Annotated in this window: 32 protein-coding genes; 18 read left to right on the top strand and 14 right to left on the bottom strand. The window is 66.5% G+C overall.

Annotation, left to right across the window (positions count from 1 at the left end; translation table 11 throughout):
* Positions 1-33 precede the first annotated feature (33 nt).
* The 10 genes from ureG to AC13CR_RS16190 form a co-directional block, all read right to left on the bottom strand.
* Positions 34-657 (bottom strand): urease accessory protein UreG, encoded by a 624-nt coding sequence (gene ureG / locus AC13CR_RS16145; RefSeq protein WP_292951859.1) that lies wholly within the window; start codon positions 655-657, stop codon positions 34-36.
* Positions 654-1355 carry an urease accessory protein UreF gene (locus AC13CR_RS16150; protein WP_292951862.1) on the bottom strand — a complete coding sequence of 234 codons (702 nt, stop codon included), beginning with the start codon at positions 1353-1355 and terminating at the stop codon, positions 654-656. Before AC13CR_RS16150 ends, ureG begins: the two co-directional genes overlap by 4 nt.
* Complete coding sequence (locus AC13CR_RS16155) at positions 1279-1779, bottom strand: urease accessory protein UreE (protein ID WP_482900693.1); 501 nt, start codon at positions 1777-1779, stop codon at positions 1279-1281. Before AC13CR_RS16155 ends, AC13CR_RS16150 begins: the two co-directional genes overlap by 77 nt.
* A gap of 7 nt (positions 1780-1786) precedes the next feature.
* Entirely contained in the window at positions 1787-3475 is a 1689-nt protein-coding gene (ureC, locus tag AC13CR_RS16160; RefSeq protein ID WP_292951867.1) for an urease subunit alpha, read from the bottom strand.
* 1 nt (position 3476) lies between these two features.
* The gene (locus tag AC13CR_RS16165; RefSeq protein WP_292951910.1) at positions 3477-3782 is read right to left on the bottom strand and encodes an urease subunit beta; all 306 of its coding nucleotides are present in this window, start codon (positions 3780-3782) and stop codon (positions 3477-3479) included.
* Between the two features lie 4 nt (positions 3783-3786).
* Entirely contained in the window at positions 3787-4347 is a 561-nt protein-coding gene (locus tag AC13CR_RS16170; RefSeq protein WP_292951869.1) for a HupE/UreJ family protein, read from the bottom strand.
* 1 nt (position 4348) lies between these two features.
* The gene (locus AC13CR_RS16175) at positions 4349-4660 is read right to left on the bottom strand and encodes an urease subunit gamma (RefSeq protein WP_292951871.1); all 312 of its coding nucleotides are present in this window, start codon (positions 4658-4660) and stop codon (positions 4349-4351) included.
* Position 4661: 1 nt separating this feature from the next.
* Positions 4662-5477 carry an urease accessory protein UreD gene (locus tag AC13CR_RS16180; protein WP_414692483.1) on the bottom strand — a complete coding sequence of 272 codons (816 nt, stop codon included), beginning with the start codon at positions 5475-5477 and terminating at the stop codon, positions 4662-4664.
* Positions 5478-5605: 128 nt separating this feature from the next.
* Positions 5606-6358 (bottom strand): GNAT family N-acetyltransferase, encoded by a 753-nt coding sequence (locus AC13CR_RS16185; protein ID WP_482900694.1) that lies wholly within the window; start codon positions 6356-6358, stop codon positions 5606-5608.
* Positions 6359-6460: 102 nt separating this feature from the next.
* The gene (locus AC13CR_RS16190) at positions 6461-7576 is read right to left on the bottom strand and encodes an AI-2E family transporter (protein WP_292951877.1); all 1116 of its coding nucleotides are present in this window, start codon (positions 7574-7576) and stop codon (positions 6461-6463) included.
* 190 nt (positions 7577-7766) lie between these two features.
* On the opposite strand from AC13CR_RS16190, the gene ndk reads away from it, so the two are divergent.
* From ndk to dps, 5 genes are all read left to right on the top strand, one after another.
* The gene (gene ndk / locus AC13CR_RS16195) at positions 7767-8189 is read left to right on the top strand and encodes a nucleoside-diphosphate kinase (RefSeq protein ID WP_293015430.1); all 423 of its coding nucleotides are present in this window, start codon (positions 7767-7769) and stop codon (positions 8187-8189) included.
* 202 nt (positions 8190-8391) lie between these two features.
* On the top strand, positions 8392-9318 hold the full coding sequence (gene fabD / locus AC13CR_RS16200) for an ACP S-malonyltransferase (RefSeq protein WP_292951881.1): 927 nt from the start codon (positions 8392-8394) through the stop codon (positions 9316-9318).
* Positions 9319-9359: 41 nt separating this feature from the next.
* A complete protein-coding gene (gene fabG / locus AC13CR_RS16205) occupies positions 9360-10097 on the top strand; it encodes a 3-oxoacyl-[acyl-carrier-protein] reductase (RefSeq protein ID WP_292951883.1) in 738 nt (245 codons plus the stop codon).
* A 182-nt stretch (positions 10098-10279) separates the two neighbouring features.
* Positions 10280-10513, top strand: coding sequence for an acyl carrier protein (locus AC13CR_RS16210; protein WP_292951885.1), 234 nt, complete (start codon positions 10280-10282; stop codon positions 10511-10513).
* Between the two features lie 190 nt (positions 10514-10703).
* On the top strand, positions 10704-11177 hold the full coding sequence (gene dps / locus AC13CR_RS16215; protein WP_292951887.1) for a DNA starvation/stationary phase protection protein Dps: 474 nt from the start codon (positions 10704-10706) through the stop codon (positions 11175-11177).
* Between the two features lie 51 nt (positions 11178-11228).
* Here the strand turns inward: dps and AC13CR_RS16220 are convergent, their stop codons facing one another.
* A complete protein-coding gene (locus AC13CR_RS16220; protein ID WP_292951889.1) occupies positions 11229-12047 on the bottom strand; it encodes a sulfotransferase family protein in 819 nt (272 codons plus the stop codon).
* 170 nt (positions 12048-12217) lie between these two features.
* Between AC13CR_RS16220 and AC13CR_RS16225 the strand changes: the two genes are divergently transcribed.
* On the top strand, positions 12218-13789 hold the full coding sequence (locus AC13CR_RS16225) for a DUF5928 domain-containing protein (RefSeq protein ID WP_293015432.1): 1572 nt from the start codon (positions 12218-12220) through the stop codon (positions 13787-13789).
* A gap of 92 nt (positions 13790-13881) precedes the next feature.
* Complete coding sequence (locus tag AC13CR_RS16230) at positions 13882-14265, top strand: HIT domain-containing protein (RefSeq protein WP_292951892.1); 384 nt, start codon at positions 13882-13884, stop codon at positions 14263-14265.
* 3 nt (positions 14266-14268) lie between these two features.
* Here AC13CR_RS16230 and AC13CR_RS16235 read toward each other — a convergent pair whose 3' ends face one another.
* Entirely contained in the window at positions 14269-15192 is a 924-nt protein-coding gene (locus AC13CR_RS16235; RefSeq protein WP_292951894.1) for an ABC transporter ATP-binding protein, read from the bottom strand.
* Positions 15193-15345: 153 nt separating this feature from the next.
* On the opposite strand from AC13CR_RS16235, the gene AC13CR_RS16240 reads away from it, so the two are divergent.
* Entirely contained in the window at positions 15346-15528 is a 183-nt protein-coding gene (locus AC13CR_RS16240; RefSeq protein ID WP_292951912.1) for a zinc-finger domain-containing protein, read from the top strand.
* A 199-nt stretch (positions 15529-15727) separates the two neighbouring features.
* On the opposite strand, the gene AC13CR_RS16245 is transcribed toward AC13CR_RS16240, so the two are convergent.
* Both AC13CR_RS16245 and greA read right to left on the bottom strand, forming a co-directional pair.
* Positions 15728-16702, bottom strand: coding sequence for a hypothetical protein (locus AC13CR_RS16245; RefSeq protein WP_482900695.1), 975 nt, complete (start codon positions 16700-16702; stop codon positions 15728-15730).
* Positions 16703-16707: 5 nt separating this feature from the next.
* A complete protein-coding gene (greA, locus tag AC13CR_RS16250; protein WP_292951898.1) occupies positions 16708-17178 on the bottom strand; it encodes a transcription elongation factor GreA in 471 nt (156 codons plus the stop codon).
* 249 nt (positions 17179-17427) lie between these two features.
* Between greA and AC13CR_RS16255 the strand changes: the two genes are divergently transcribed.
* From AC13CR_RS16255 to AC13CR_RS16300, 10 genes are all read left to right on the top strand, one after another.
* Positions 17428-19083, top strand: a complete 1656-nt coding sequence (locus AC13CR_RS16255; protein WP_293015435.1) for an electron transfer flavoprotein-ubiquinone oxidoreductase — start codon at positions 17428-17430, stop codon at positions 19081-19083.
* 68 nt (positions 19084-19151) lie between these two features.
* Entirely contained in the window at positions 19152-21047 is a 1896-nt protein-coding gene (locus AC13CR_RS16260) for a tetratricopeptide repeat protein (RefSeq protein WP_292951902.1), read from the top strand.
* A gap of 1 nt (position 21048) precedes the next feature.
* The gene (locus tag AC13CR_RS16265) at positions 21049-21867 is read left to right on the top strand and encodes a 4-(cytidine 5'-diphospho)-2-C-methyl-D-erythritol kinase (RefSeq protein WP_446232405.1); all 819 of its coding nucleotides are present in this window, start codon (positions 21049-21051) and stop codon (positions 21865-21867) included.
* A 30-nt stretch (positions 21868-21897) separates the two neighbouring features.
* The gene (locus tag AC13CR_RS16270; RefSeq protein ID WP_292978023.1) at positions 21898-22632 is read left to right on the top strand and encodes a pyridoxine 5'-phosphate synthase; all 735 of its coding nucleotides are present in this window, start codon (positions 21898-21900) and stop codon (positions 22630-22632) included.
* On the top strand, positions 22629-23096 hold the full coding sequence (locus AC13CR_RS16275) for a hypothetical protein (RefSeq protein ID WP_293015441.1): 468 nt from the start codon (positions 22629-22631) through the stop codon (positions 23094-23096). Before AC13CR_RS16270 ends, AC13CR_RS16275 begins: the two co-directional genes overlap by 4 nt.
* Positions 23097-23154: 58 nt before the next feature.
* Positions 23155-23568 (top strand): holo-ACP synthase, encoded by a 414-nt coding sequence (gene acpS, locus AC13CR_RS16280; RefSeq protein WP_292954560.1) that lies wholly within the window; start codon positions 23155-23157, stop codon positions 23566-23568.
* Between the two features lie 74 nt (positions 23569-23642).
* Positions 23643-24437 (top strand): signal peptidase I, encoded by a 795-nt coding sequence (gene lepB, locus AC13CR_RS16285; protein WP_482900697.1) that lies wholly within the window; start codon positions 23643-23645, stop codon positions 24435-24437.
* A complete protein-coding gene (rnc, locus tag AC13CR_RS16290; protein WP_292954554.1) occupies positions 24434-25120 on the top strand; it encodes a ribonuclease III in 687 nt (228 codons plus the stop codon). The genes lepB and rnc overlap by 4 nt, the downstream gene beginning before the upstream one ends.
* On the top strand, positions 25120-26043 hold the full coding sequence (era, locus tag AC13CR_RS16295) for a GTPase Era (RefSeq protein WP_292954551.1): 924 nt from the start codon (positions 25120-25122) through the stop codon (positions 26041-26043). The genes rnc and era overlap by 1 nt, the downstream gene beginning before the upstream one ends.
* Positions 26043-26378 carry a DUF1491 family protein gene (locus AC13CR_RS16300; protein WP_292954548.1) on the top strand — a complete coding sequence of 112 codons (336 nt, stop codon included), beginning with the start codon at positions 26043-26045 and terminating at the stop codon, positions 26376-26378. The genes era and AC13CR_RS16300 overlap by 1 nt, the downstream gene beginning before the upstream one ends.
* Positions 26379-26390 lie beyond the last annotated feature (12 nt).

The following is a 26390-nucleotide window of genomic DNA, read 5'->3' on the forward strand; positions in this document are numbered from 1 at the left end:
GGCGATCATCCGATGCCGGGGTGCCGTCCCTTGCTATGCCGGCCTCGGCGTCAGGCCGCCCTCATGGATCAGGAAATCGGCGATGGCATCGGCGCCCTCGGCCCGGCGCAGCGAAGCCATGATCACCGGACGGCAAGCACGCGATTGCCGCGCATCGCGTTCAAGCAGGGCAATATCGACGCCGACATGGGGCGCCAGGTCGATCTTGTTGACCACCAGCAGATCCGATCGCGCCAGGCCCGGGCCGCGCTTGCGCGGAATGTCCTGCCCGGCGGCGGTGTCGATGACATAGATCGTCAGATCCGCCAGTTCCGGGCTGAAGGTCGCCGCCAGATTGTCGCCGCCGGATTCGATCAGCACCAGATCCAGATCGGGAAAGGCCGCGTTCAGATCGGCGATGGCGGCCAGGTTGATGCTGGCATCCTCGCGGATCGCGGTATGCGGGCAGCCGCCGGTCTCGACGCCCCGGATCCGTTCCGCCGGCAGCACCTGCGCGCGCATCAGCGCCTCGGCATCCTCGCGCGTATAGATGTCGTTGGTGATGACCGCCATCGACAGGCGTTGCGCCAGCGCGCGGGCGAGCTGTTCGGTCAGGGTGGTCTTTCCCGCGCCGACGGGGCCGCCGATGCCGACGCGAAGGGGGCCATGATGGGTCATGATCGGAAAATCCTCGTCTGCATGGTCTCGTGCCGCATGGCGGCGATATCGGCGCCCCATGTCGCGCTGTGAAGCTCGGTTTCGCCGGCCGTCGATGCGCGATGCGCCGCGCGCAGGATCGCCGGCTGCAGCGCGGCCAGCATCGCCTGGCCCTCGACCGGGCCCAGCGGCATGAACCGAACCGCCGTGCTGATCAGCGCCGCCGCCTGCGCCTGAAGGTAGGCCGCGATGCTTTCCGTGTCCGGCAGCGGCATGTCGGCGCAGGCGCGTCCGAAGGCCACGGGCAGGGCGGCGGCGGGCAGCGCCTGGCCCAGGGCCGAGGCGTTGGCGGAAAACGCCGTGCCCTGTTCTACCGTCTCGGCCAACCGCTGCGCGCTTGGGCAGGTCGCGCGCGCCAGATCGTCAAGCGCGTCGTGGTCGGCATCCGCGCGCAGCGACAGCGCGACCAGAACCGCATCCGTCCAACCTGCCCCGTGTTCCAGCCAGTCGCCCAGCCATCCGGGCAGCGTGGCGCGCGTCGCCGCGCCCTGATCAATCGCCCATTCCAGTCCCTGCGACCAGGCGAAGCCGCCCACCGGAAAGGCGGGCGACAGGTATTGGGCCAGACGCAGCCGGGCTGCTTCAGGCGTGGTGATGATCATGATCGTGCTGGTCGTTATGGTGGTGGTGGCCGGGGCCTGCGGCGTGGCCGTGATCATGGCCGAAGGTGCGGCCATGGCCATAGGCGCCGCCTTCGGGGCTGAAGGCCAGACAGGCTTTCTCGATCTTCGCGCCAAGCTGGCGCAGCATCGCCTCCAGCACGTGATCCTGGCGGATGACCAGCTGATCGGGCTGGATTTGGCAGGGGGTGTGGCGGTTGCCGATATGCCAGGCCAGGCGTGGCAGGTCGCCCCGGATCAACAGCACCGGCTCTGGCGCGGCGCGCACGAGGATGCGGCGACCGTCGGACAGATCGAACGCATCCCCATCATTGAGGCTGGTCGCCTCGGCCAGATCGACCATGAAATCGCCCGCATCGCAGACCAGCCGCCTGCGACGCAAAAGCCGGCCTTCGTAATCCAGTTCCACCTGCCCGGCAAAGGGACCCTCGGCTTGGCGGATGATCTTGTGGGCATGGGTCATGGCGGCCTCAGAACAGGAAATAGCGCTGCGCCAGCGGCAGATCGGTGGCCGGTTCGCAGGTCAGAAGCTGACCATCGGCGCGGACCTCGTAGGTTTCGGGATCGACCTCGATGGCGGGCAGGGCGTCGTTCAGCGCCATATCGGCCTTGCCGATGCCACGGGTTTCCGCGACCGCGATCAGGGTCTTGGACAGGCCCTCGCCCGCGCCGTCCTCCAGCCCGGCCCGGCTGACAAACAGCGCCGAGGCGCGGCCGGAATGGCCCCACATCGGCTGCGAATAGACCGGCTGGACCGGGATCGAGCCGTTCGGATCGCCCATCTGCGCCACGCAGATCTGGCCGCCGACCAGCACCATTTCCGGCTTGGCGCCGAAGAAGGCGGGCGACCACAGGACCAGATCGGCGCGCTTGCCCGGCGCGATGCTGCCGATATGGGCCGAGACTCCATGGGCCACCGCCGGATTGATCGTGTATTTGGCGATATAGCGGCGGGCGCGCAGATTGTCGTTCTGGCCCGTCTCGCCCTCCAGCCGGCCGCGCTGGACCCGCATCTTGTGGGCGGTCTGCCAGGTGCGGATGATGACCTCGCCGATCCGGCCCATCGCCTGACTGTCGGACGAAATCACGCTGAACGCGCCCAGATCGTGCAGGATATCCTCGGCCGCGATGGTTTCCCGGCGGATGCGCGATTCGGCGAAGGCCACGTCCTCGGGCACCCGGCGGTCGAGATGATGGCAGACCATCAGCATGTCGAGATGTTCCTCGATCGTGTTGCCGGTATAGGGCCGCGTCGGGTTGGTGGACGAGGGCAGGACATTGGTCATTCCGACCATGCGGATGATGTCGGGGGCGTGGCCGCCGCCCGCGCCTTCGGTGTGATAGGCATGGATGGTGCGCCCGGCGATGGCGGCCATCGTGTCCTCGACGAAGCCGGATTCGTTCAGCGTGTCGGTGTGGATCATCACCTGCACATCCATCCGGTCGGCGACCGACAGGCAATTGTCGATGGCGGCCGGGGTGGTGCCCCAATCCTCGTGCAGCTTCAGCGCGCAGGCCCCGGCGCGGACCTGTTCTTCCAGCGGTGCGGACAGGCTGGCATTGCCCTTGCCCGCAATGCCGATATTGACCGGCAGATCGGACACGGCCTCCAGCATCCGGGCGATGTGCCACGGTCCGGGCGTGCAGGTGGTGGCCAGCGTGCCATGCGCCGGTCCGGTGCCGCCGCCCAGCAACGTGGTGATCCCGGAATGCAGGGCGTGATCGACCTGTTGCGGACAGATATAATGGATGTGGCAGTCGAAACCGCCGGGCGTCACGATCTTGCCCTCGCCCGCGATGATCTCGGTTCCGGGTCCGATGATGATGGTCACGCCGGGCTGGGTGTCGGGGTTGCCCGCCTTGCCGATGGCGGCGATGCGGCCGTCCTTCAGCCCGACATCGGCCTTGACGATACCCTGATGGTCGAAGACCACGACGCCGGTGATGACGGTATCGACCGCGCCGCCCGCGCGGGTGATCTGGCTTTGCCCCATGCCGTCGCGGACGACCTTGCCGCCGCCGAATTTCACCTCTTCTCCGGGGATGGTCAGGTCGCGCTCGACCTCGATCAGCAGCTGGGTATCGGCCAGGCGGATGCGGTCGCCGGTGGTCGGGCCATACATCGCCGCGTAGTCGGCGCGGGACAGGGTCTGCGCCATGCTACAGTGCCCCCATGATGTCCTGGCGGAAGCCCTGCACCACGCGCTTGCCGGCATAGGGGATCAGGCTGACCTCGCGCGACTGGCCGGGTTCGAACCGGATGGCGGTTCCGGCCGGGATTGCAAGGCGCATCCCGCGTGCCGCCCGACGGTCGAAATCCAGCGCCGGGTTTGTCTCGGCAAAGTGGTAGTGGCTGCCGACCTGGATCGGGCGATCGCCGGTATTGGCGACCATGATCGCCACCGGATCGCGGCCCTCGTTCAACACGATCTCGCCCGCTGCGACGAGGATTTCGCCCGGCACCATCATCCTAAACTCCGAAAGCCAGCATCAGGCCGGCCACGGCCGTTCCGCCGCCCAGACCGCGCAGCAACGCGCCTGTCCGGATCAGCCTGCCCGCCTGAATACCCGCCAGGTGCAGCGCCGATGTCATCAGCGCGAAACCGGCCGCATAGGCGATCAGGCCCTCGGCCGGCGCCTCGGCGCCATGCGCCCAGCCATGGGTGAAGCCGAACAGCGCAGCGCCCGGCAGCAGAACCGCCAGCGGCGGCCTTGCAGCCATCGCCACGAGCGCGACCAGAACCACGACCGAGGCAAGGATCATCGGCTCGACCCCCGGAAAGCCGAAGCCGGCATGGCCCGCCACGCCGCCTGCGACCATCGCGCCGACGAAGCTCAGCGGCAGCGCCAGCAGGGCGCGACCCCCGATCTGGGCGGCCAGCAGGCCGACGGCGATCATTGCCAGCATGTGATCGGCGCCGCTGACCGGGTGGATCAATCCGCCAAGGAACCGACCCTGATCGCCGCCGCCATGGGCAAGGGCGGTCCGCGGCACGAGCAGCGTCGCGGCAATGATGAGAAAGCGTGTCATGTCAGACCTCCTGCCGGATCGGATGGTGGACGGTGACCAGCTTGGTGCCGTCGGGAAACGTCGCCTCGACCTGCACCGTTTCGATCATCTCGGGCACGCCGGCCATGCATTGTCCGGCGGTGATGACATGGGCCCCGGCCTGCATCAGATCGGCGACACTGCGGCCGTCGCGGGCGCCTTCGACCACGAAATCCGTGATCAGCGCGATGGCTTCGGGATGGTTCAGCCTGACGCCCCGGGCCAGGCGGTTGCGGGCGACCATGGCGGCCATCGAGATCAGCAGCTTGTCGCGTTCGCGCGGAGTCAGGTTCATCTCAGATCTGCCAGGTGCGAGGAAGCGGAGCGGGACGAAGGACGGCCAGAAGCCGGATGATCTGCCGCCGCAGGGGCCAGCCATCGGCGGCCAGCAGCCGCAGGACCAGCCGGCCGGGCGGCGCGCTGGCCGCCGCCGTGACGCCGGGTTCGTCCAGAACCGCGCGGGCAGAATGCAGCAGATCCGGCGCGTGATCCGCCACGATCGCCAGCGAGGCCATCGCGCGGGCGCCATCCAGCATTGCCGCATGGTCACGTCGCGTCAGCGCCGCATCATCCAGCGCCAGCGTGTCGTGATGCAGCAGACGGCCCTGCCGGCGAACGATCCGACGGTCGCGCAGATGCAGGCGGCGCAGCGTCTCGCCCATCGCCAGCCGGCCCAGAATGACCGTTTCCAGCAACATGCAGCCCGCGCCCGGCGCCAGATCGACCTGGGTCACGCGGTTCAGCCGGGCGCCGTCGAACAGGATCGTCTCTTGCGGCAGCCAGTCCAGCCAGCCGCCTTCGCCGACGCTCAGCGCGACACGCGCCTCTGCCGGCGGGCCCTCGGCGCGATAGGCGCGCTCGGCCGTCTGGGTGGTCGCCAAGGCCCTGCTGCCGGGCCGCAGATCCACCGCGAAGGACAGATCGTCCCCCGAGGCAAGTCCGCCCGAGGTGTTCAGAAAGACGATCTCGGGCAGGCCGGCGGTCACACGCGGCAGGATCGCCCTGGCCGAGCCCGATTGCGCCAGATCCAGCAGCCCCGTCGCCGCCATCGCGACGCGGGCGCGGCCGCGGCTGCGCTGCATGGGAAAAACCTGGTGGCCTGCATCGAACATGATCGGAAAGGGCGCCGCCTCGTGCACAAGGTCAATGCGCGACTTCGGGCCTCTGCCCCTCTGAAAGGCAAAATCCCGTTCGCTGCATCCGTCTGCGGCGATGTGCCCGGGAATTGGGCAGCGTTGCGTCAGCCAGACACCGCGCGCAGCAGGCGCTTGCGGGACGGGGGGATCGCCGCGACCTCGACGCCGGTAAAGACGTGCATGGTCTGCATCGCCGGATCGACGACCGCATGATCGCTGACCCAGCCTCCCATCGCCAGATAGCTGCGCAGCAAGGGTGGCATCGCCGCCATCGCGCGGCGCGGATCGGGCTTGCGCAGGCGCAGGGCGCGGGCGAAACGGAACACCTTGGGTGCCTTGACGCGCGGCAGCCAGCGGCGCGGGGCAAGGTGGCGCTCCTTCAGCATCGCGAAGGCTTCGGCGTGGTCGTCGGGTTCGGTCCCTGTGAAGCTGGAACAGCCGAACAGCATCTGGGTGCCGGTCTCGTCCACATGACGGGTGATCGCGGCCCAGGCGGTGCGGATGATGTCGGGATCTCGCGTCTGCGGATCAACGCAGAAGCGGCCCAGTTCGATCATCGGGCCGTCAAAGCGTTCCAGCGCCCCGAGATTGTAGAATTGCGCGGAATAGGAACGCCCGATCCGGGATCCGTCCGAGAGCGGCAGAAAGCGGAAGCAGCAGACGAGCCGGTGATCACGGATATCCTGGATCAGCACATGACGGTAGCGGGCGTCCAGATCGTCGGCATCCCTTTCGCTGCTTGCCGAAGCGCCGTTTCGCGACAGAAAGCATATCCAGCGCAGCCGCTGCGCCGCGTGCAGATCGGCCTGCGTTTCGGCCATTCTGGCCAGATAGCGTCCCTTGGCGAAAGGCTGCATCCTGCGCTTGTCCCGTCTGTCGCGCCACTGGGTCTAGCCCAATCATGTGTCGGTTTGGCGAAAGCGCAATATCGAAGCGGTGATTTTCCGGCGCTGCGCGGTCTATTCCGGGGAACCGCCGCCGCCGCGCCTGTCGTGCGGGCTGTCGCCCAGCACGTCCTCGACATAGAGCCGCTGGATCAGGATGATCGAGACCAGCAGCAGCGGCGTTGCCAGAACGACACCGAACAGGCCGAACATGCTGCCGAAGGCCACGATGGCCAGAACCGTCAGGACCGGCGGCAGATGGGCGGCGTATTTCTGGATCATCGGCATCAGGATATTGCCCTCGATCTGCTGGATCACCAGGAACAGCAATGCCACGTAGAGGGCCTGATCGACGCCCTGCGTCAGCGCGAACATCACCGCCGGAACGCCTGACAGGAACGGGCCGACCACCGGAATGATATTGGTCAAACCGGCGATCAGACCCAGCAACAGCGCCAGCGGAACACCCAGCAGCCACAGCCCGGTCCCGGTCAGCAGCGCCACCACCAGCATGTCCAGCGCCTGTCCGCCCATCCAGCGCCCCAGCGAACGGCCGCATTCGTCAAGCACGCTGCCCGCCCGTTCGCGGTAGCCAAGCGGGACCAGCCGCAAGAAACCGCTGCGATAGCTGGGTGCGTCAAGACCCAGAAAGATCGCCATGATCAGGATCAGGACAAGATTGGCCAGCCCGCCGAAGATGGTGGTGACGGTGCCCTTCACATAGCCGAAGATCGACGGGATGCTGCCCGTGGCCCCGCCGCCGCCGTCCATGCCGTCGCCGATGCGGCGTTCGACGAACTGGGCGATGCTGCTCTGGTCCAGCCAGTCGCTGATCTGCTGCCAGGCATCGGGCAGGCTGCTCAGCAACTGGCTGAATTGCTTCGAGACGGCCGGACCCACGGCGCTGAACAACGCGGCGAACAGGGCCACGAAGGCCGTGGCCGTCAGCAGGACACCGGGCTTGAAGCCCAGGCCCAGGCTGCGGTGCAGCACCGCCGCGCCTGCGCGCAGCGCGATCGCGACCAGAATCGCGGCAAACCCCATCAGCAGCACGCTGGACCAGGTCCAGGCCGCCAGCAGCAGCAGCACGAGGGCCAGGACCGCGACGATGGTGGCGAAGGGAACGTCGTGGCGCCTCGACAGGCTTGGCTTGTGGTCGGGATCCTGTCTGTCGCGCGGCTCTGTGCTCATGCCGGGTTCCTTCGGTGGCGTGACGATCTGGGCCAAGGACTAGCATGTTTTGGCGCACCCGACAGTGCCGGATCCGCCGCCGCGCCGGCATGGCCGCTGGTCCTTGCCGGGCGCGGGCAAGCCTGCTAACCGGACGCGGATTCATTGCCGCGGGCCCCAGCCGCCTGCCATCAGACAAGGTAGAACAGACATGGCCATCGAACGCACCCTTTCGATCATCAAGCCCGACGCGACCCGGCGCAACCTGACCGGCAAGATCAACGCCAGGTTCGAGGAGGCCGGCCTGCGCATCATCGCGCAAAAGCGCATCAAGCTGTCGCCCGAACAGGCCGGCAAGTTCTACGAGGTCCACAAGGATCGCCCCTTCTATGGTGAACTGGTCGAGTTCATGGCCTCCGAGCCGGTGGTCGTGCAGGTCCTGGAAGGCGAAGACGCCATCGCGAAGAACCGCGACGTGATGGGTGCCACCAACCCGGCCGACGCAGAAGAAGGCACGATCCGCAAGGAATTCGCCCTGTCGGTCGGCGAGAATTCGGTCCACGGCTCGGACGCGCCGGAAACCGCGAGGGAAGAGATCGCCTTCTTCTTCTCGGGGTTGGAACTGGTCGGCTGAACAGCCGGACGTTCAACACTCTCGGGAAAGGGGCCTTCGCGGCCCCTTTTTCCCTTTCGGGAACCAGCCGCCGGGCCGATCATTCCGCGACGCGGCACCCGCGGCCCGGCGCCGCCCCTGTCCCGGGGCTGCTGGCGCGAGTTGCGGCTGCCGCCGCCGCAGGCTAAGTCTCTTTCGGGGATTGTCAGATCAGGGGGCCGCGATGCGCGCATTCGTTTTTCCGGGCCAGGGGGCGCAGACCATCGGGATGGGGCGCGAGTTGGCCGAAACCTATCCGGCCGCGCGCGATGTCTTCGATCAGGTGGACGAGGCATTGGGCGAGAAGCTGTCGGACCTGATCTGGAACGGCGATATCGAGACCCTGACCCTGACCCAGAATGCCCAGCCCGCGCTGATGGCGACCTCGATGGCGGCCTTCCGGGCGCTGGAGGCCGAGGGGATCAACATCCAGGACGCGAATTTTGTGGCCGGTCACTCGCTGGGCGAATATTCGGCGCTTTGCGCGGCGGGCTCGCTGACGCTGGAGGATACCGCGCGCCTGCTGCGCCTGCGCGGACAGGCGATGCAGGAGGCGGTTCCCGTGGGACAGGGCGCGATGGCCGCGATCCTGGGGCTGGATTTCGAGACGGTTGAGCGGATCGCCCGCGACGCCGCGGGCGACGAGGTGGTCGAGGCCGCCAATGACAACGACCCTGCGCAAGTGGTCATTTCCGGCCACAAGGAGGCGGTCGAGCGTGCCGCCGAGGCGATGAAGGCGGCCGGGGCCAAGCGGGCGATGATGCTGCCGGTCTCGGCCCCGTTTCACTCGATGCTGATGCAGCCGGCCGCTGCGGTGATGGCCGATGCGCTGGCCGGGGTCGATATCCAGCCGCCGGCCGTACCGCTGATCGCCAATGTCCGCGCCGAAGCCGTGATCGAGCCCGGCGCGATTCGGCGACTGCTGGTCGAACAGGTGACAGGGACCGTCCGCTGGCGAGAATCGATCGCCAACATGGCCGAGGCGGGTGTGTCGGAATTCTGGGAGATCGGGGCGGGCAAGGCCCTGTCGGGGATGATCCGGCGCATCGCGCGGGACGCGACCGTGCGCAATATCGGCGTTCCGGCCGATGTCGTCGCGCTGCGGGGCTGACCGGTCTGATCGGGTATTTGAACAACGAAGAAGAGGCAGGAATGTTCGATCTGAGCGGGAAGAATGCATTGGTGACGGGCGCCTCGGGCGGGCTGGGCGGAGCCATCGCTGCCGCCCTGCACGCGGCCGGCGCGAACGTGGCGCTGTCGGGCACGCGCGAGGAACCGCTGCGCGCGTTGGCCGACGGGCTGGGCGATCGGGCCTTCGTGGTGCCCGCCAACCTGTCGGACCCGGAGGCCGTCGCGGCCCTGCCCAAGGCGGCGGCCCAGGCGATGGGATCGGTCGATATCCTAGTCAACAATGCCGGGATCACGCGCGACAACCTGTTGATGCGCATGTCGGACGAGGAATGGCAGCAGGTCATGCAGGTGAACCTGACCAGCGTCTTCCGGCTGAGCCGCGCGGTGCTGCGCGGGATGATGAAGGCGCGGTGGGGGCGGATCGTCAGCATCACCTCGGTTGCGGGGCAGACCGGCAATCCGGGGCAGGGCAACTATGCCGCCGCCAAGGCCGGGCTGGCCGGCATGTCGAAAAGCCTTGCCTATGAGGTGGCCAGCCGGGGCATCACCGTCAACTGCGTGGCGCCGGGCGTCATCGAGACGGCGATGACCGGCAGGTTGAACGAAGCCCAGAAAGGCAAGCTGCTGAGCCATATCCCGGCCGGGCGGATGGGTACCCCGGACGAGATCGCGGCCGCGGTGCTGTATCTGGCCAGTCGCGAGGCCGGCTACGTCACCGGCGCCACGCTGCATGTCAATGGCGGGATGGCGATGGTCTGAGCCCGCTCTGGCCGGCCTGTGCCGCGCTGCAACGCGGCGCGGAAATCCATGGAAAAGCGGTTGCATGGGGGCTCATGGGTGCTATATGCCCGCCTTTAGCAGCAGGGAAACCGCCCTGTGCTGGACCGGGCCTTTGCCTGTGTAAAACTTTGGGCGGATGCCCGCGAGAATGAGGATGTGACATGAGCGATATCGCTGATCGCGTGAAGAAGATCGTGGTCGAGCATCTGGGCGTCGAAGAGGACAAGGTGGTCGAATCCGCTTCGTTCATCGACGATCTGGGCGCCGATAGCCTCGATACCGTCGAACTGGTCATGGCTTTCGAGGAAGAATTCGGGATCGAGATCCCCGACGACGCCGCCGAGACCATCCAGACCGTCGGCGATGCGGTGAACTTCATCAAGGGTGCGGTCTGAACCGCCCGATCGCCGACACGCGGATCTTGAACGGCGTCTGTCCCCCGGGGGCGGCGCCGTTTTCCGTTGCGCGTCCGGCCTGGAGGCGTTCGCAGGCCGGCCCGGGTGCACCGCAGCGGGCGTCATGCCTGTTTTGGAACCTCCGCGCCTTGCCGATGTTGTTCAGACGAATGACCGAAAGGAGCCGATCATGGCCGTCAATCTGAAGGGGCTGAAAGACAACGCCCGCAAGACCTCGATCTCGGAACTGAATGCGCGCCTGGCCGATGCGCTGGCGCTTGGCATGGCGATCAAGCAGGCGCATTGGAATGTGAAGGGTCCGAATTTCATTGCCGTTCACGAATTGCTGGACACGGTCTATGCGAACAACCAGGAGCATGTGGACACCATGGCCGAGCGCGTGCAGATTCTGGACGGTGTTGCTGTCGGAACCGCCGAAACGGTGTCCAGGGACGCGACGCTGAAACCCTATCCGACCGACCTGACCAAGGCGCAGGACCATATCAAGGCGATCTGCGAGCGGATGCGCGACCATGGTGAAAAGCTGCGCGCCGCGATCGGCGCGACCGACGACGCGGGCGATGCCAATACAGCCGATCTGTTTACTGCCGCCTCGCGCACGGCCGACAAGGATCTGTGGTTCCTGGAAAGCCATCTGGAATAAGGCCGGCGAACGTCAGGGCGCGCGCCCGCGGGGTCGGCGCGCGTCTTGCCGTCAGCGGCCCAGCCTGGCGTGGATCTCGGCCAGATTGACCTCGCCCAGCGGCATCTTGTTGTCGGGGTCGTCGAAATCGTAGCGGAACAGCTCGAAATCGTCTTTGTAGATCTCCCAGACCAGATGGCGTGACAGGTCGTCGAAATAATCGCTGATCCTGTGCGCCCTTTTCGGGCCGTGGCCTTCGGATTCGTTGAAGCGCGGCACCTTGGCCAGATCGACCTGCACCGGCGTTTCGCAGCCATCCAGAACCTTCTGCATTCCCTCGTCGAACCGTTCGGTAAAGAAGATCCGGTCATAGCTGCCGCCATTCACGATGAAGGTCGAGATATGCGAAGACATCGCCGACCAGTGGATGTCGGGATCCATCGGGCGCCGCCAGCGGATCGTGTCGCGCGCAAACAGAAGAAAACGCCGAAAGCTGGCGATCTGGTCAAAGTCGAACCCGTCCTCGGGGCTGCCGACGGTCACTCCGTATCGCTGCATCAGCTGCGGCACCAGATTGCCGCGATAGCGTTTGCCGTTGCGCTGGATGCCCGCGATCTTGTCGAAGAACGATGACAGGATGCGGCCATAGGGATTGCGCACGCAAGTAAATGTCAGGGCACTGTGGTCGCGGACTGCCCCTGAAATGCGGTCCTGGCTATGTTCCTGAGACCACTTGGCGATGCCTTCGGTTGCATCGTGGATATCGCCGTCGAAAAATCGCCCGTGATCGGAAAAGAACATGATCTGGCCGATGCTGGAACAGGCGCATTTCGGCACCACGCGATAGACCATGCTTCCGGTCTCGGTCATCCAGACGCCGGGAAATCCCATCGCGCGACACTCCGTTTTCTGGGCGAACCGCGCGAGCCCCTGCCCGGCTCGGGCAGGCGGTGCTTGCCCGCGCGCCAGAATTCTTTAGACACAGAAAGCAAATGCCGTGGCAAGTTTCAACTTTTTCCCGTTCTTTCGAAACCTTGCAATCCCATCTTCTTGTCTGACCCATGGCCCGGATCGCTTTCATCCTTCTTGCCCACAAGGATCCCGCAGGCGTTATCGCCCAGGCCCGCCGGCTGTCGCAGACCGGCGATTACGTGGTCGTTCATTTTGACCGTCGCAGCCCCGAGGCCGATTACCGCGCCATCCGCGAGGCGCTGAAGGACGAACCGGGCATCGCCTTCCCCCGGCGCCGGCACCGGTGCGGCTGGGGCGAATGGTCGCTGGTCGCGGCCTCGCTGGAGGCCTTGCGCCTGGCCGAACACCGCTTTCCGCTGGCCACGCATTTCTACATGCTGTCGGGTGACTGCATGCCGATCAAATCGGCCCAATACACGCATGATTTCCTGGACCGGGTCGATTGCGATTATATCGAGGCGGTCGATTTCTTCGACGGTGGCTGGATCAAGACCGGGATCCGCAAGGAGCGGCTGATCTATCGCCACTGGTTCAACGAACGCAGGCACAAGCGGCTGTTCTATGCCGCGATGGCGTTGCAGCAGCGCCTGGGGTTGGAGCGGCCCGTGCCGCGCGGCATCCAGGTCATGATCGGCTCGCAATGGTGGTGTCTCAGGCGGCAGACGGTCGAAGGGGTTCTGGCGCTGCTAAAAGCCCGCCCCGATCTTGTGCGCTTCTTTCGCACGACATGGATCCCCGACGAGACGTTCTTCCAGACGCTCGTGGCCCATGTCGTGCCCCGCGACCAGCGGCGCAGCCAGTCGCCGACATTCCTGATGTTCACCGATTACGGGATGCCCGCGACCTTCTACAACGACCACTACGATCTGCTGACCCGGCAGGGCTATCTGTTTGCTCGCAAGATCAGCGCCGAGGCGATCGAGCTTCGCGACAGGCTTGGCGCGCTGTGGCGGACCGAGGGTCAGGATTTCGCCATTTCGAACGAGGGGCGGCGGCTGTTCGCCTTTCTGACCGGCAGGGGGCGCGTGGGCCGGCGCTTTGCGCCGCGCTTCTGGGAAACCGACGGATCGCTGGGGCGCAGCCATGTGATTCACGTGATCGTGGCGAAACGCTGGCACGTCGCCAAGGAACTGGCTCGCCGGATCCGAGACGCGGGGACGATTCCCGCGGTCGACTACATGTTCAACGAATTGCAGGCGAACCTGCCCGATCTGGGCGGCATCGCCTCCACCCTGTCCAAGCGTCAGCATCACCGCCGCGCCTTGCTGCGCCTGTTGTTCGAGGAGTTCGGCAGCCGCAGGCTGGTGCTGTGCATCGACCCCTCGGCGGTGTCGCTGATCAGCGATTTCGCGGGCGACCGCGCCGAGACGCGGATTCTGTTCATCGAAAGCGATCTGGACGACGACTACATGCGCGGTCACATGCAGCGCATCGGCCTGATCGGCGGCTTGACCCCGCCCGACCTTGTCGATCGTCTGCTGCCCATCGTCCGCGACGACCTGATCCACGAGGCCGAGCAGGTGCGCGACATGGGATTCGAGAGGTTTCAGGTGCTGTCGAACGACCAGGGCGCGGATGAAAACGCCGCCGCCATTGCCGGTTTCCTGGACATCGACCGGGCAGCCGGCGCCGCCCTGATCGCGCATCTGGATCTGCGCTGAGCCGGGCGGCGGGGCATTGTGAAGCGTGCCACGTCCTGACAGGATGCCGCCAGCCAGGGGCCTGCGCGCCCCGTGCCGAGAAAGGGATTGCCATGCCACGTGCCTATGACGACGACAACATCTTCGCAAGAATCCTGCGCGGCGAGATTCCGAACGATACCGTGGCCGAGAACGATCACGCCTTGGCGTTTCGCGACATCGCGCCCAAGGCACCCTCGCATGTGCTGGTGATCCCCAAGGGCAGGTATGTCAGTTTCGAGGATTTCGCGGCCCATGGCACGGAAGCCGAGATCACCGGTTTCATGCGCCTTTGCGCCGAGGTGGTGGCCATCGAGGGGCTGGGCCTGGAAGCCGGCAACCAGGGCTTTCGCGCCATCACCAATGCCGGGGCACATGGCGTGCAGGAGGTGGCGCATTTCCACCTCCATATCATGGGCGGCCGGATGATGGGACCGATGCTCAGCCTGCGGGACTGAATTTCAGCCGCGTGTCATCTCGACGAAGACATCTTCCAGATCGGGCTGTTCGCTGGCCACGTCGATGATCGGCACGCCCGCTCCGCGCAGCGCGTCCAGCAACTGATCGGCCCGGATCCGCGAGGGCGGATAGCTGATCGCCAGCCGCCCGTCTGCCCGCCATTCGGCGCTTGCGCCTTCGGGCAGGGGCGGGATCTCGATCCGTCCGCCGGCATCGATCACCAGCGTCTTGCCATCCGTGCGCGCCAGCAATTCGCGGGTGCCCTGGCGGACAATCAGTTCGCCATGGTTGATGATCGCGATCTCGTCACACATCTGCTCGGCCTCTTCCAGATAATGCGTGGTCAGGATGACGGTCATGCCGGCCTCGTTCAGGCGGCGGACATTCTGCCACAGCATTTCGCGCAGGGTGATGTCCACGCCTGCCGTGGGTTCGTCCAGGACCAGGATCTGCGGGCGGTGGACCAGCGCCTTGGCAAGCAGCAGCCGCCGGCGCATCCCGCCCGAAAGATTGCGCGCATAGGCATTGGCCTGGTCCCTCAGCCCGACGAGATCCAGCAATTCGTCTGTCCAGCGTTCGGATTTCGGCACCCCGTAAAGACCCGCCTGCACCTCCAGGCTGGCGCGGGGGCTGAAGAACGGGTCCATGTTCAGTTCCTGTGGCATGACCCCGATCGCGGCGCGGGACTGGCGCGGGTTCACATCCTGATCGAAACCCCAGATGCCGACCTTGCCGGCGCTCTTGTTGACCAGACCCGCGAGGATGTTGATCAGGGTGGACTTGCCGGCCCCGTTCGGCCCCAGCAGGCCGAAGATGCTGCCCGACGGGATGGCAAGGTCGATGCCCTTCAGCGCCTCCTTCGCGGGCGCGTTGCCTTGGGCGGCATAGGTCTTGCGCAGACCGGCGATATCGATGGCGTTGGGCATGGATCGGTCCTTGCGGTGCTTGCGAAGGCAGGCGGCGCTGCGGTAATGAGGTTAGACCAGATCATCCAAGCCGCCACAAGAAGGCCAGCCATGACCCAGCATGTGACCCCCGAGAATCCGCTGTCCACGGGACAGGAACCCGATGCGGTCCTTATGCCGGCTCCGGAAGAGGTGGTCGTGACGACCTGGAAGGTGGCCTGCGACGGCGATGATGCCGCCGGGCTTGGCCATCCCCGGGTCTGGCTGGCGATCTCGCCCGATCAGGGCTATGTCGATTGCGGCTATTGCGACCGGCGTTTCGTGATCGACCGCGACCACGCGGAGGGCGATCACTGAGGCGGGACACGTGACTGAACCAGCGTCCTCGACCGGCTTTTACCCCAATGCCGCCGCGGCGCCCGGCGCCCCTCGCGCTCTTTGCAAATACCTGCGGGGGTGAATTGGCCGCAGGCCAAGAGGGGGCCGGCGAGGCCCCCTTTGGTCGCGGGACGCAAGCGCGGCCGACTTTGCCGCACGCGTATGCGGCCGGCCGATTTCAGTCGAAGATACCCGCCACACGCCCCAGCAGCATGAAGGCCCGGGCCGAGCGGGTCTGGGCCAGAACCTCGATTTCGGCATCATCGAGCTGTGGCACCAGGCGGCTGATGGCGGTGTCGAACTGGCGCAGGAAATGATGCGCGGCGTCGCGGAAAATCTCGTCTCCGCGCAGGATCCCAGATACGATCTGCAAGGCGGACTGGTCATGGATGCCACCCAGGGACGCGGCGTTGCCGCCCCGCGCGCCTTCGGCAAATCGGCGCCAGACGGCCGGATCCGGGGGCGACGGCTGCAGGTCGTCCATATACAGATCCTGTCCGGCCAGCAGCGTCACCACATCCTGCGCCGCGCGCAGCAGCCGTGAATTGTCGTGGTCCTTCAGCGCCGTGCGCAGGGCCGCGATGGCCTCGGTATCCTCGGGTCCGTTTGGAAAATCCAGCGCCCGGATCAGCGTCCGTGACGGGACGGAAACCGATTCGGGGGCGTCAAAGCGCAGCGCCGCCTGCCGCGTATCAGCGGGCCGAGGCGGCGGCGCCGCGGTCGTCACCGCGCCCGCGGCTCTTGTCGCCGGGCCGGTCGCGGAAACCGGTGCGGGCAGCCCGGCGGGCGCGGCAACCACGCTTGTGCCCGAAGCGATGTCGCCGGTCGCGGCCGGCCGACGCGATTGTGGCGGCGCGCCGCGTGTCGCAGCCATCTCGCGCAGCTGGGTCAGACGCTCGCGCAGGTCTTCGGCCTCGGCCCGCAGGATCGCGATCGACCGCGCCAGCGTCACGGCCATCCAGATCAGCGCCAGCGGCAGGATTGCGCCCGCCGCCGCGACCAGCCGTCCCACGCCCCCGGCCGCGCCATCGCCGCCTGGCGCCAGCACCCAGAACAAGGCAATCAGGAACAGCCACGCGACGCTCAGCGCGATGCCGAGGCGCGTCAGGGCGTCCCTCTGGGTCAGGGATGCGATTTTGGCGACCAGCGACATGGGACCTACTCGAAGCGGATCGCCACGATCTCGTAGCTGCGCACGCCGCCGGGGGTGGTGACATCGACGCTGTCGCCCTCGTCCTTGCCGATCAGCGCGCGCGCCAGCGGCGATCGCAGGTTCAGCAGGCCGCGCTCGATATCGGCCTCGGCCTCGCCGACGATCTGGTAGGTGCGCTCTTCCTCGGTATCCTCGTCGATCAGGTCCACCGTTGCGCCGAACTTGACCGAGCCGGACAGTTTCGCGGGATCGATCACTTCGGACCGCGACAGGATCGATTCCAGTTCCTTGATGCGGCCCTCGATGAAGCCCTGCTTTTCGCGGGCGGCGTGATATTCGGCGTTCTCGGACAGGTCGCCATGTTCGCGCGCCTCGGCGATCTGCCGGATGATGGCGGGCCGTTCCTTCGATTTCAGCTCTGTCAGCTCTGCTTCCAGTGACTGAAAGCCGCTGCGGGTCATCGGTATCTTGTCCATCGCTGCCCAATCCTTCGCGGGTATGCGGTTATCGCGGTCACGCTAATCGAACGCCCCCGCCATTGGGGATGGCCGGGGGCGCGTCAAATCCTGTGCGTGCCGCATCGTGAACCCAATTCCGCGCCATTTGCAAGCCCGCCTTGCGCAAGGGCGGCGGAATACGGCCTTTGCGCGTGGCGTCACGATTGCCCCTGCGGGCCCCGCGCGTTAGGTGTTCTGCCAGCCATACGCAAGGAAAGAGCGGCAGCCATGACGAATGACAGCACGGTCGAACGCGAATCGATGGAATATGACGTCGTGATCGTGGGCGCGGGCCCGGCCGGGCTGTCGGCGGCCATCCGGCTGAAGCAGATCGACCCCGAACTGCAGGTCGTCGTGCTGGAAAAGGGCAGCGAGGTGGGCGCCCATATCCTGTCGGGCGCGGTGCTGGATCCATCGGGACTGGACCGGCTGATCCCCGACTGGCGCGACAAGGGGGCACCGGTCGACACCGAGGTTACCGATGACAATTTCTACGTGCTGGGCGAGGCGGGCGGGATCCGGGTGCCGAACTGGCCGATGCCGCCGCTGATGAACAATCACGGCAACTACATCGTCAGCATGGGCAATGTCTGCCGCTGGCTGGCCCAGCAGGCCGAGGAACTGGGCGTCGAGATCTTTCCCGGCATGGCCGCCAGCGAGGTCGTCTGGGATGGAGAGCGGGTGAAGGGTGTCGTTGCCGGCGAGATGGGGTTGAACGCGGACGGCACGCCGGGCCCTCAATACGAGCCCGGGATGGAACTGCACGGCAGGTATGTCTTCATCGCCGAGGGCGTGCGCGGCAGCCTTGCCAAGCAGATCATGGGCAGGTTGAACCTGTCGGCCGGCCACGAGCCGCAGAAATACGGCCTGGGCATGAAGGAAATCTGGGAGGTTTCGCCCGAGAAGTTCAAGAAGGGCCGGGTCGTGCACACGATGGGCTGGCCGCTGGGCAGGAACGCCGGCGGCGGCAGCTTCATCTATCATTTCGAGAACAACCAGGTTCTGGTGGGCTTCGTCGTCCATCTGAACTACGAGAACCCCTATCTCTACCCCTACGCCGAGTTCCAGCGTTTCAAGCATCATCCGATGGTCGCTGAGCTGCTGGAGGGGGGCAAGCGCGTCGCCTACGGCGCGCGCGCGATCAGCGAGGGCGGCTGGCAGTCCATGCCGCAACTGTCTTTCGCGGGCGGCGTGCTGCTGGGCTGTTCGGCGGGAATGGTCAACGTGCCCCGCATCAAGGGCAATCACAACGCGATGATTTCCGGGATCGAGGCGGCCGAGGCCGCGGCCGCCGCGCTCAAGGCGGGCCGCGAGGGCGACCGGCTGGAAACCTATGACGCGGCGGTGCGCGGCGGCGCCATCGCAAGGGATCTGAAGAAGGTCCGCAACGTCAAGCCGATCTGGTCCCGCCTGGGGCTTTGGCCCAGCCTCGTGCTTGGCGGTTTCGACATGTGGGTGGCGAATCTGACCGGCCGAAACCCGCTGGGCACCTGGAAACATGGCAAGACCGATGCGCAGGCGACCGGCAAGGCCGGGGATTTCAAGCCGATCGACTATCCTCGCCCCGACGGAAAATTGTCCTTCGACCGGCTGACCAACGTGGCTTTTTCCTTTACCAATCACGAGGAAAGCCAGCCCAACCATCTCAAGCTGAAGGACCCCTCGGTCCCGATCGACGTGAACCTGCCGGACTATGCCGAACCGGCGCAGCGCTACTGCCCGGCGGGGGTCTATGAGGTGATCGAGGAAGGCGGCAAGCCACGCTTCCAGATCAACTTCCAGAACTGCGTCCATTGCAAGACCTGCGACATCAAGGATCCCTCGCAGAACATCGTCTGGACCACGCCGCAGGGCGGCGACGGGCCGAATTACCCGAATATGTGATCGTGGGCCGGGGCGCAGCGATTGCCCCGGCCGGACGCCGCGTTTAGGGTCCGCCAAACGCCTTCGTGATGAACGGGATCGACGCCGTGACCCAGACCCGCTTGAACCTTGCCCTGATCGCCGCGCTGAGCGCCGCGACCCTGCCTGCGGTTTCCGCCGTCGCGCAGGGGCGGCCCGAACCGCGCCCGGTCCAGGCCCAGACGCCTGTCGAAACCCTGCCGCAGCCGCCCGTCGATTCCCTGCCCGCGGCTGAACCGGCCCAGGCAGATGCCGCCGGGGGCCGCGCACCCGCACCTCTGACCATGGGTCTGGCAGGCCCCTATTTGGCGGCGCGGCTGGCGACGGTCGAAAATGATTTCAAGGCCGCCGCGCGCTATTATTTTCAGGCTGTGGCGCATGATCCGGGCGACAGCTATCTGCAGGACAACGCGCTTCTGGCGATGGTCTCGGCCGGCGAGATCGACCGGGCGGTGGAACTGGCCGACCGGATGCGCGGCGATGGCCAGCCGACCGAGCTCTCGGCTCTGCTTGTGCAGGCGAAGATGGTCAGGGATGGCGACTGGGCCGGCCTTGTCGAGGCGATCGCTCCGGGCGGCAAGACCGACGACGGCAATCGCCTTATGGACGGGCTGGTGCGGGCCTGGGCGCTGCTGGGCGACGGCAAGGCGCAGGACGCGCTGACCGCCTTCGAAGACCTCGCCAAGCTTCCCGGCGTCGGCCCGGTGGTGAACTACCAGCTTGCGCTGGCCCGCGCGCTTGTCGGCGACTACGAGGGCGCCGAGACGCTGCTGGCGGAACCGGCGACTGGCGGGCATTTGCCGGGAATCGTCGCGCGGGCCCAGATTCTGGCGCAACTGGAACGCCGCGACGAGGCAGTGGCGATGCTGGACGATATCCCCAATATCGAGGCCGAACCGCAATTGCTGGCCCTGCGCGACCGGCTGGCCACGGGCAAGCCGGTTCCCTTCGATGTGGTCAAGGCGCCTGCCGACGGGATCGCGCAGATTTTCCTGACCTTCGCAACCGCGCTGGCCAGCAGCCCAGAACCCGAGCCGCTGTCGCTGATCCATGCGCGGCTGGCCAGTTGGCTTGCGCCCGACAATGCCGAGGCGCGGCTGGTGACGGCACAGCTTTTGCAGGAGCGCGAGCAATTCGATCTGGCGGAACCCGAATTCGAGGCGCTGCGCCGGATGGGGCAGATGCGCCCGGTCGCGGAACTGGCCCGGATCGACGCACTGTCCCGCGCCGATCGCGAGGACGAGGCCGAAAAGGCCGCGCTGTCCTTGACCGCCGCCTATCCCGATCTGCCGCAGGGCTGGATCGCGCTTGGCGATCTTCTGCGTCAGCAGGAAAGGTTCGCCCAGGCAGTGCCGGCCTATGACAAGGCGCTGGCGCTGCTGAAGGATGGCCCTGACGAGGCACGCTGGTTCCCGCTTTACGCGCGTGGCATCGCGCTGGAACGATCGAAGCAGTTCGACCGCGCCGAGGCCGATCTGCTTGCAGCCATCGAGATCAATCCCGACCAGGCCAGCTTGCTGAATTATCTCGGCTATTCCTGGATCGACCGGAACGAGAACCTGGATCGCGGACTGGACATGATCCAGAAGGCCGCCGAATTGTCGCCGGGCGACGGATACATCCTCGATTCTCTGGCCTGGGCCTATTACCGGCTGGGCCGCTATGACGAGGCGGTCGCGCCGATGGAAGAGGCCGTGGGCTCGATGGCCTCGGACCCGCTGGTGAACGATCATCTGGGCGATATCTACTGGATGGTGGGCCGCCATCGCGAGGCCGAGATCCAGTGGCAGCGCGCGCTGTCGCTGAAACCGACCGAGACCGGAGATGTCGATCCCGACCGGATCCGGGCCAAGCTGGATCGCGGGCTGGACGCAGTGCTGCGCGACGAGGCCAGGACCGGCGAGAACGAGACCCCCGTGCCGCAGGCCGAAGCCGCCAGCCGATAGCATGATCTTCGAGGCCGCGCGGGCCAAGCTGAACCTTGCCCTGCATGTCACCGGCCGGCGCGAAGACGGCTATCACCTGCTGGATTCGCTGGTCGCCTTCGCCGATATCGGCGATCGCATCGCGCTGATGCCGGGGCCTCTGTCGCTGAAGATCGACGGTCCCTTCGCGGACGACCTGTCGGCCGGCAACAACCTGTGCCTTGACGCGGCCCGTCTGGCAGGCGGCGCGGCACAGATCACGCTGACCAAGATTCTGCCGGTCGCCTCCGGTGTCGGCGGCGGCTCGGCCGATGCGGCTGCGGTCCTGCGCGGGCTTGCCCGGATGGGCCATCCGCTGCCGGCCGATCCCTGGCGGCTGGGCGCTGATGTACCGGTCTGCATCGCTTCGGTCCCTGCCCGCATGGCCGGGATCGGCGAGAAGGTGACGCCGCTGCCCGCCTTGCCGCCGGTGCCGCTGGTGCTGGTCAATCCGGGCTTTCCCGTGGCCACGCCGCAGGTCTTTTCGGCGCTGACCTGCCGCGAGAATTCCCCCTTGCCGCCCATCCCCGCCTTCGCCGACAGGGCGGCGCTGATCGGCTGGCTGCGCGGCACCCGCAACGATCTGGAAACGCCGGCCCGGACCATCGCGCCGGTGATCGGCACGGTCCTGCGGACCCTCGATGCGACCGGCGCGGCCTTCACCCGCATGTCGGGTTCCGGCGCGACCTGTTTCGGTCTTTTCGACAGCGTGGCGCGCGCGCGCGCATCCGTGGAAACGTTGAAACAGCATGGCTGGTGGGCGGTGGTCTCGGAACTGGCACCGCGGCCCGCGCCCGGATAGGATAGGGCCAGCAACAGGGGAAAGATCGACATGCTGCGTCTCGGCGTCAATATCGACCACGTCGCCACCATCCGCAATGCGCGCGGCACGCCCTGGCCTGATCCGCTGCGTGCGGCCCGAATCGCGCAAGAGGCCGGGGCCGACGGGATTACCGCCCACCTGCGCGAGGATCGCCGCCATATCAGCGACCGCGACATCGATGCGCTGATGGAACACCTGACCCTGCCGCTGAACCTGGAAATGGCCGCGACGCCCGAGATGCAGGCGATCGCTCTGCGTCATCGTCCCCATGCTGTCTGCCTGGTTCCCGAAAAGCGCCAGGAGCGCACGACCGAAGGCGGTCTGGACGTGGCCGGCAACGACAATGCGATCGGCGATTTCATTGCGCCGCTGCGAGAGGCGGGCTGCCGTGTGTCGCTGTTCATTGGCCATGACGCCGCCCAGATCGAAGCCGCCGCCCGCATCGGCGCGTCGGTGGTGGAACTGCATACCGGCGCTTATTGCGATCACGACACCGAAGGCCGGACCGCCGAACGCGATGCCGAATTGTCCGGTCTGGCCGAGGGCGCCCGCCTTGCCGCCAGCCTGGGGCTGGAGGTCCATGCCGGCCACGGCCTGACCTTCGACACGGTCGGTCCCATCGCCGCCCTGCCACAGATCGCCGAACTGAACATCGGCCATTTCCTGATCGCCGAATCGGTGTTTACCGGTCTTGGCCCCGCGATCCGCGAAATGCGCCGCCATATGGAGGAGGCAAGGGGATGATCCGCCACGCCGTCGTCCTGACCCTGCTTGCCGCCGCGCCCGCGCTTGCCCGGGACGGCCCCGTGACCGTCAGACCCTGTGACGACACCGCCCGCGTCGATACCATCGCCGAACCCTGGCAGAAGAACACCGCCACCTATGCCGACGGCCAGGTCCGCATCGCCCTGCTGGACATGGTCGAACCGGAAGGCGGCGCGCTGCGTCTGCTGGTCGTCAGCCCGCCGCGCGACGAATTGGGCCTGCGCCGATGCCTGATTGTCGGTCTCGAGAACGGTCTGGGCTTCTACGACATGGATTTCGCCCGGCATCAGGCCAGCTATGACCCGGCGCGCGGTCTGACCATCACGCTGCCCGCGCGCCACTATCCGGTCGATGGTGAAACCGGTGCCGATGATGGCTGGTTCCGGCTTTCCGTCACCGTCAACCGGCAGACCGGCGCGATCGCGACGCAGGGTTTCAAGTGATCATCGTGCGTTTCTCCGTTGTCCAAATACCCGTTGTCCCGCCGCGGATTTCAGGCGCATGATCCTGGGGATCGGCACCGATCTGGCGAATATCGAACGGATCCGGAACACGCTGGACCGGTTCGGCGACCGCTTTCGCAACCGGGTCTTCACCCCCGTCGAACTGGCCAAGGCGGCCAGACGCAAGGACGATGCCGGGACGCTGGCCAAACGCTGGGCCGCGAAAGAGGCGTGTTCCAAGGCGCTTGGCACCGGGCTTGCGATGGGGATCAGCTGGCGAGACATGGCGGTCAGCAACCTGCGCAGCGGCCAGCCCGTCATGGAACTGACCGGCTGGGCGGCCGACAGGCTGGCGCGGATGACGCCCCCCGGCCATACCGCCATCGTCCATGTCACGCTGACCGACGATCACCCCTGGGCGCAGGCCTTCGTGGTGATCGAGGCGCGGCCGCAAAGCCCGTCTATCGCTTGACTTTGCCCCCTGCGGCGGACCATCAACGCAGCCGAACGCGGCCGCCGTGCCACGACAGGACAGGGGACGACATCATGGCCGACAGCGCGGCGGGCAAGAAGAAGGAAGGCATCTGGGAGACGGTCAAGACGATCTTCTGGGCGCTTCTGATCGCGGGCATCTTCCGGACCTTGTTCTTTCAGCCTTTCTGGATCCCCTCGGGCAGCATGAAGGACACGCTGCTGATCGGCGACTTCCTGTTCGTCAACAAGATGGCCTATGGCTATTCCCGGTATTCCTGTCCCTTCTCGCTATGCCCGATCGATGGCCGGATCATGGGCTCGGAACCCGAACGCGGCGATGTCGTCGTCTTTCGCCATCCCACGCGTGGCGTCGATTTCATCAAGCGCGTGATCGGTCTGCCGGGCGATACGGTGCAGGTCCGTGGCGGTCGCCTGTGGCTGAACGGCGCGGAGGTGCCGCTTCAGCGTCAGGACGATTTCATCGAGATCAAGGAACAGCAGGGCCCGCAGGGCCTGATCCCGCGTTGCACCAACGATCCGGTCCCCGAGGGCGGCGAATGCGTCAAGGAACGCTTTACCGAAACCCTGCCCAATGGTGTCAGTCACGACATCCTGAACATCGTCGATGGTTGGGTGGCCGACGACACACCCACCTTCACCGTTCCCGAGGGGCAGTATTTCTTCATGGGCGACAACCGCGACAATTCCGAGGATTCGCGCTTTCCCCAGGAGGTCGGCGGACTGGGTTTCGTGCCGGCCGAATTCCTGATCGGTCGTGCCGATCGGATCATGTTCTCCTCGGCCGGACGCTCGCTTCTGTATTTCTGGACCTGGCGCCCGGACCGGTTCTTCAAGGCGGTCGATTGAGACCGGGCGCCGATATCGTGGGTTTCATGACCCGGCTGGGCCATGATTTCGCGCGTCCCGAATTGCTGGTGCGCGCGCTGACCCATGGCTCGATCGCCACGGCGACGCGGCCCGACAACCAGCGGCTGGAATTTCTGGGCGACCGGGTGCTGGGCCTGGTGATGGCCGAGGCGCTGTTTCAGGCCGATCCGGCCGCCACCGAGGGCCAGCTCGCGCCGCGCTACAACGCGCTGGTGCGGGGCGAGACCTGCGCCGCCATCGCGCGTCGGATCGGGCTGGGCGAGGTGCTGAAACTGGGCCGGTCCGAGATGATGTCGGGCGGCCGCCGCAAGGAGGCCCTGCTGGCCGACGCGATGGAGGCGGTGATCGCCGCGATCTATCTGGATGCGGGTTTCGATGCCGCGCGGCAGGTGGTCCTGATCCTGTGGCGGGACCGGCTGGACACGCTGGAAGACGATCCCCGCGACGCCAAGACCGCGCTGCAGGAATGGGCGCAGGCCAACGGGATGCCGCCGCCCGTCTATGAACAGACCGCGCGCAGCGGTCCCGATCACGCGCCGGTCTTTCACGTGACCGCGCGGCTGGCCGATGGTCGCGAGGCACAGGCGCAGGGTGTGGGAACCAAACGCAGCGTGGAACAGGCCGCGGCCCAGGCCCTGCTTGCCAGGCTGGAGGACCGCTGATGACAGATCCCATCACGCGCGCGGGTTTCGTCGCCCTGATCGGCGAGCCCAATGCCGGCAAGTCCACGCTGCTGAACCGCATGGTCGGCGCCAAGGTCAGCATCGTGACCCACAAGGTCCAGACCACCCGCGCGCGCATCCGCGGCATCGCCGTCGCCGGCGCCGCCCAGATCGTCTTCGTGGACACGCCGGGCATCTTCCGTCCGCGCCGCAGGCTGGACCGTTCCATGATCGCCGCCGCCTGGGGCGGGGCCGCCGATGCCGACATCATCCTGTTGCTGGTCGAGGCTCATCGCGGCCTGACCGAGGGTACGCAGGCGATCATCGACAACCTGAAGGCGCTTGAGGTCAGGACGCCGGTCGCACTGATCATCAACAAGATCGACCGGGTCAAGGCCGAGGCGCTGCTGGCCCTGTCGCAGCGGCTGAACGCGGAATTCGGCTTTGAACGAACCTTCATGATCTCGGCCGAAAGGGGACATGGCTGCGACGATCTTCGCGACTGGCTGGCCACGACCCTGCCTGCCGGACCGTGGCTCTATCCCGAGGACCAGATCGCCGATCTGCCGATGCGCATGATCGCGGCCGAGATCACGCGCGAAAAGCTGACCCTGCGCCTGCACGAGGAAATTCCCTATCAGTTGACGGTCGAGACCGAGGGCTGGGAGGAGAAGAAGGACGGCAGCGCGCGGGTCGATCAGGTGATCTATGTCGCCCGGCAGGGACACAAGGGCATCGTTCTGGGCAAGCGTGGCGAGACGATCAAGGCGGTCGGTCAGGCGGCCCGCGCCGAGATGGAGGAATTCATGGATCGCCGGGTTCACCTGTTCCTGCAGGTCCGCGTCCGCGAGAACTGGCAGGACGAGGCTGAACGCTATGGCGAGATGGGCCTCGATTTTCGCGACGGCGATCCGGGCCGCTGATGCCCGAGCCCAGGCTTGCGGCGGGGATCTGGGTATCCGCCTATCTGGCGCGGCTGGGGCTGGCGAACATCCCCGCCTATGTGATCGCCCATGGCGATGACACCGCCGGCGCGGTGCTGGTCAAATGCGTCCGTCCGGATGGCAGCGCCCGGCTTTACGCCCGCGAATGGGACTTCGACACCGATACCCGGCCCTGGCAGTTGACCGGCGAGGGGCCCGAGGCCCGGATAGACGAGACCATCCGCCGCCAGCGCGGTTTCGATCCCGATCTGTGGGTGATCGAAATCGAAAGCCGCGATGGAAGAACCCTGCTGGACGAGGTCGGGCTGGACTGACGCCCTCGCGCC

The organism is Paracoccus sp. L-17, assembly GCF_056857655.1.

Excerpts from the sequence above, each read along its gene's own strand:
- AC13CR_RS16255 (WP_293015435.1), top strand. The coding sequence starts at position 17,428 with ATGACGAATGACAGCACGGTCGAACGCGAATCGATGGAATATGACGTC.
- AC13CR_RS16225 (WP_293015432.1), top strand. The coding sequence starts at position 12,218 with ATGGCCCGGATCGCTTTCATCCTTCTTGCCCACAAGGATCCCGCAGGC.
- ureG (WP_292951859.1), bottom strand. The coding sequence starts at position 657 with ATGACCCATCATGGCCCCCTTCGCGTCGGCATCGGCGGCCCCGTCGGC.
- fabG (WP_292951883.1), top strand. The coding sequence starts at position 9,360 with ATGTTCGATCTGAGCGGGAAGAATGCATTGGTGACGGGCGCCTCGGGC.
- AC13CR_RS16235 (WP_292951894.1), bottom strand. The coding sequence starts at position 15,192 with ATGCCCAACGCCATCGATATCGCCGGTCTGCGCAAGACCTATGCCGCC.
- ndk (WP_293015430.1), top strand. The coding sequence starts at position 7,767 with ATGGCCATCGAACGCACCCTTTCGATCATCAAGCCCGACGCGACCCGG.
- AC13CR_RS16260 (WP_292951902.1), top strand. The coding sequence starts at position 19,152 with ATGAACGGGATCGACGCCGTGACCCAGACCCGCTTGAACCTTGCCCTG.
- fabD (WP_292951881.1), top strand. The coding sequence starts at position 8,392 with ATGCGCGCATTCGTTTTTCCGGGCCAGGGGGCGCAGACCATCGGGATG.
- AC13CR_RS16185 (WP_482900694.1), bottom strand. The coding sequence starts at position 6,358 with ATGCAGCCTTTCGCCAAGGGACGCTATCTGGCCAGAATGGCCGAAACG.
- acpS (WP_292954560.1), top strand. The coding sequence starts at position 23,155 with ATGATCCTGGGGATCGGCACCGATCTGGCGAATATCGAACGGATCCGG.
- AC13CR_RS16300 (WP_292954548.1), top strand. The coding sequence starts at position 26,043 with ATGCCCGAGCCCAGGCTTGCGGCGGGGATCTGGGTATCCGCCTATCTG.
- AC13CR_RS16220 (WP_292951889.1), bottom strand. The coding sequence starts at position 12,047 with ATGGGATTTCCCGGCGTCTGGATGACCGAGACCGGAAGCATGGTCTAT.
- era (WP_292954551.1), top strand. The coding sequence starts at position 25,120 with ATGACAGATCCCATCACGCGCGCGGGTTTCGTCGCCCTGATCGGCGAG.
- lepB (WP_482900697.1), top strand. The coding sequence starts at position 23,643 with ATGGCCGACAGCGCGGCGGGCAAGAAGAAGGAAGGCATCTGGGAGACG.
- AC13CR_RS16190 (WP_292951877.1), bottom strand. The coding sequence starts at position 7,576 with ATGAGCACAGAGCCGCGCGACAGACAGGATCCCGACCACAAGCCAAGC.
- AC13CR_RS16180 (WP_414692483.1), bottom strand. The coding sequence starts at position 5,477 with ATGTTCGATGCAGGCCACCAGGTTTTTCCCATGCAGCGCAGCCGCGGC.
- AC13CR_RS16275 (WP_293015441.1), top strand. The coding sequence starts at position 22,629 with ATGATCCGCCACGCCGTCGTCCTGACCCTGCTTGCCGCCGCGCCCGCG.
- AC13CR_RS16165 (WP_292951910.1), bottom strand. The coding sequence starts at position 3,782 with ATGGTGCCGGGCGAAATCCTCGTCGCAGCGGGCGAGATCGTGTTGAAC.
- AC13CR_RS16270 (WP_292978023.1), top strand. The coding sequence starts at position 21,898 with ATGCTGCGTCTCGGCGTCAATATCGACCACGTCGCCACCATCCGCAAT.
- AC13CR_RS16210 (WP_292951885.1), top strand. The coding sequence starts at position 10,280 with ATGAGCGATATCGCTGATCGCGTGAAGAAGATCGTGGTCGAGCATCTG.
- AC13CR_RS16265 (WP_446232405.1), top strand. The coding sequence starts at position 21,049 with ATGATCTTCGAGGCCGCGCGGGCCAAGCTGAACCTTGCCCTGCATGTC.
- AC13CR_RS16170 (WP_292951869.1), bottom strand. The coding sequence starts at position 4,347 with ATGACACGCTTTCTCATCATTGCCGCGACGCTGCTCGTGCCGCGGACC.
- ureC (WP_292951867.1), bottom strand. The coding sequence starts at position 3,475 with ATGGCGCAGACCCTGTCCCGCGCCGACTACGCGGCGATGTATGGCCCG.
- AC13CR_RS16230 (WP_292951892.1), top strand. The coding sequence starts at position 13,882 with ATGCCACGTGCCTATGACGACGACAACATCTTCGCAAGAATCCTGCGC.
- AC13CR_RS16175 (WP_292951871.1), bottom strand. The coding sequence starts at position 4,660 with ATGAACCTGACTCCGCGCGAACGCGACAAGCTGCTGATCTCGATGGCC.
- AC13CR_RS16245 (WP_482900695.1), bottom strand. The coding sequence starts at position 16,702 with ATGTCGCTGGTCGCCAAAATCGCATCCCTGACCCAGAGGGACGCCCTG.
- greA (WP_292951898.1), bottom strand. The coding sequence starts at position 17,178 with ATGGACAAGATACCGATGACCCGCAGCGGCTTTCAGTCACTGGAAGCA.
- AC13CR_RS16150 (WP_292951862.1), bottom strand. The coding sequence starts at position 1,355 with ATGATCACGGCCACGCCGCAGGCCCCGGCCACCACCACCATAACGACC.
- AC13CR_RS16240 (WP_292951912.1), top strand. The coding sequence starts at position 15,346 with ATGCCGGCTCCGGAAGAGGTGGTCGTGACGACCTGGAAGGTGGCCTGC.
- AC13CR_RS16155 (WP_482900693.1), bottom strand. The coding sequence starts at position 1,779 with ATGACCCATGCCCACAAGATCATCCGCCAAGCCGAGGGTCCCTTTGCC.
- dps (WP_292951887.1), top strand. The coding sequence starts at position 10,704 with ATGGCCGTCAATCTGAAGGGGCTGAAAGACAACGCCCGCAAGACCTCG.